Genomic DNA, 2,753 nt, shown 5'->3' with positions numbered 1-2,753 from the left:
GCGGTGTTGGCCCATCCCTTTCGCTATTGCCTGCCTGCAGAGGAAATTGTCCCAGCCGCAGCGGAGTTGGGAATAGATGGCCTTGAGGTCTACTACGCCTACAAAAACCCGGAGATTTGGATCCCTAGCCCGGAAGTGACGGAGAAAGCGGAAGAGTTGGCCGAGGCCTACGGACTTTTGAAAACCTGTGGCACCGACTCTCATGGCCCCAGTATTCTGAGGCGGATTTGAGCCAGGCTACCCAGAACAAGCTGCTACGGGCGTGGATAGAGCAGCTGACCAAGCCGGCGCAACTGCTCTGCAGTGCCCATACACAGCAGCAGATCCCCCGGCTGCAACAGGGTTTCTCCGCTGGGGCCACCAATCAACTGGCCATCCGCCCGTCGAATCGCCACCACCAAAGCTCCGGATCGGTTGCGCAAATCGGCTTTCCGTAGGGTTTGCCCGACATAAGGACATTCTTGGGCTGCCAGCTCGTACTCCTCTAGGTAAAAAGTGCGATCCCGACCGACAAGGATGCCATCCACAAAGTCCACAACCCGGGGGCGTAAGGCAGCCGCCGCCATGCGTTTTCCGCCCGTGATGTAGGGAGAAATGGCATGGGCAACGCCCGCCCGCTGCAGTTTTTGCAAAGCCTCTTCCGTATTGGCGCGGGCAATAGTGCGAATGCGGGGGTTCAGGGTGCGGGCCGACAAGACCACGTACAGGTTCTCGGCATCGGAAGATAGGGCGGCAATCAGTCCCTCCGCCTGTTGCACCCGCGCTTCCAGCAAAGTGGCATCTAGAGTACTATCCCCCTGGAGGGCCACATATCCCAGCTCTTGAGCCACCTGAATGGCCTCGGCAGACTGATCAATCACCAAAAATGGCACCCCTTCTGCTCGAAACTCTTGAGCCACCTGCCGCCCAATGCGCCCGAAACCGCAAATGATGTAGTGGTTGTTCAGCGCTTCCATCTGTTTCTTCCATTTCCGCTGCCGGATCCCTTCCTGAAAATGTCCCTGGATGAGGGCCTCTGTAAAGCGATTCACCATGAACCCGATGCTCAAGACCCCCATCAGGATCAAGGCCACCGTAAATAAACGCCCCCGCTCCCCCAGCGGCCCCACCTCCATGAAGCCCACGGTGGTTAGGGTGATAACGGTCATGTAAAAAGCTTCCACCCAAGGCCACTGCTCCACCCCGTGGTACCAGAGGGTGCCGATCAGCACCACACACACCAATGCCCCCACACCCAAGCCGAGGTCTCGCCGGATCCCGGGATCCCTTTTGGCAGCCTGGAAGGGGGGACGAGCAGAAGCCATAGAGCCCAGCCAGATCTAGCCCAGGAAAAGGAAGCAAGAACTAGAATGGGGAAGAACCCGTTGTTGTTCGGTAACAAGCGGAGTGCGGATGCCTGAATACATCAAAGTGGAATATCGGATCGACAAAAACGGACAGGTCACCGAGACCGTACTGAATGGTTCTGGCTCCAGTTGTACCCTAGCTACCGCCGGCTTGGAATCAGCTCTTGGAACTGTGCAGAACCGGGAGCTCTTGCCGGAGTTTCACCAACTGACTGAAATTGAGAGGGAGTCTGAGGTCTCCTTGAAGCAAACCTGCTGACCCCATATCCATTTGCTCAGGGTTCTCACCGTCTCCTCATTTTTTCTTTTTGCTTCCCTTCCCGGCCGTATTGCCGGCCCGTGCCGCTCCAACCGCAGCCTGAAACAGCCAAACAGCCAATGGAGCAGCGACAACCAAGATGATGCTGGTGGGGCCGACGCCAAAATCCGGCTCGCCAGAAGCCAACTCGAAAATTGAGCCAACAGCAGCAATGGCGCTGAGGCAGGAAACGGCCAAGAGCAGGTAACCTTTAACGCTGGTGGTCATAGAGAACCCGTTTGAGAACTACACTTGCGCAGTACAGGGCAAGCCGGTCGAATGCGTATTCATTCGCTAAAAAGCCCTCCCACTCCTGAGAGGGCTAACTTTTATGCTAAAGGCAGGGATCCCTGTCCAGCAAGGCAAAACCAAAAGTGGGATCCCTAGAAGTTCAGCACTTGGGGTGTGGATTTAGCCGTTCACGATGATCTTGCCGACCATTCCGGCCCCGCGGTGGGGCGTGCAGTAGTAAGTGTACTCACCTGGAGGAACATCAACAAAAGCCGACTCCACCACCTGCTTAGGAGCAGTGAGCAGTGCCTTGTGGGAGAGCTTGGCGGCCAGAGCCGCATCTCCACCGGGCACCTTGTCGAAGACAACATTGTGGGGGTAGACCTTGTTGTTCACCCACTGAACGGTATCCCCTTGGTTGATGGTGAGAGAAGGCGGATCGTAGACCAACTGGGCCTTGTCAGATCCCATTTTGACGATGTAGGTTTTGGCAGCAGCAGGGTTGGACAAGAGCGCCACAGCCAACCCCCCAACCACAAGGCTGAGCAGGATGAGCTGCAAACGCTTCACCAGGTTAAAAACTAGAGACATGGATTCCTCTCAAAACGCAACAGCAGCTATCCCAGACTTTGCGGCTCCGTTGTTCCCTTCCAGGTAGTGAAGAGAACCCAGCCAGGCGGAGGGACAGCAGGGACAGTTGAATTCCCAATGCTCATTATAAGAGGGCTCATCCCAGAATAGAGCAATGCCCACCTATGGAGCGGTAGCATCCGTTCTTTAACAGAAGGCCACAGCAGACCGAACCCGTCAAACAACAGAACTCTCTCGCGGGTCTATGGCAACACTTCTGCTGGGCAACCCGATGCGGCTGGATCCCC

General features: G+C 56.3%; 4 protein-coding genes and 1 pseudogene. 2 read left to right on the top strand and 3 right to left on the bottom strand.

Annotated features, from left to right (window positions below; all coding sequences use genetic code 11):
• Positions 1-231, top strand: a pseudogene (locus NW819_RS10740) (PHP domain-containing protein); the annotation flags it as partial.
• Between the two features lie 23 nt (positions 232-254).
• On the opposite strand, the gene NW819_RS10735 reads toward NW819_RS10740, so the two are convergent.
• Complete coding sequence (locus NW819_RS10735; protein ID WP_414373746.1) at positions 255-1,304, bottom strand: potassium channel family protein; 1,050 nt, start codon at positions 1,302-1,304, stop codon at positions 255-257.
• 88 nt (positions 1,305-1,392) lie between these two features.
• On the opposite strand from NW819_RS10735, the gene NW819_RS10730 reads away from it, so the two are divergent.
• Positions 1,393-1,605, top strand: a complete 213-nt coding sequence (locus NW819_RS10730) for a DUF2997 domain-containing protein (protein WP_414413734.1) — start codon at positions 1,393-1,395, stop codon at positions 1,603-1,605.
• Between the two features lie 36 nt (positions 1,606-1,641).
• Here the strand turns inward: NW819_RS10730 and NW819_RS10725 are convergent, their stop codons facing one another.
• Positions 1,642-1,872: a hypothetical protein gene (locus NW819_RS10725; RefSeq protein WP_011433402.1), complete on the bottom strand. Its 231-nt coding sequence runs from the start codon at positions 1,870-1,872 to the stop codon at positions 1,642-1,644.
• Between the two features lie 183 nt (positions 1,873-2,055).
• Positions 2,056-2,466 carry a plastocyanin gene (petE, locus tag NW819_RS10720; protein WP_414413733.1) on the bottom strand — a complete coding sequence of 137 codons (411 nt, stop codon included), beginning with the start codon at positions 2,464-2,466 and terminating at the stop codon, positions 2,056-2,058.
• Between the last annotated feature and the right edge of the window lie 287 nt (positions 2,467-2,753).

Source organism: Synechococcus sp. R8-2 (genome assembly GCF_047461715.1).
Lineage (GTDB): Bacteria > Cyanobacteriota > Cyanobacteriia > Thermostichales > Thermostichaceae > Thermostichus.
The sequence above is the reverse complement of the archived record's forward strand: the minus strand, read 5'-3'. Positions and strand labels throughout refer to the sequence as shown.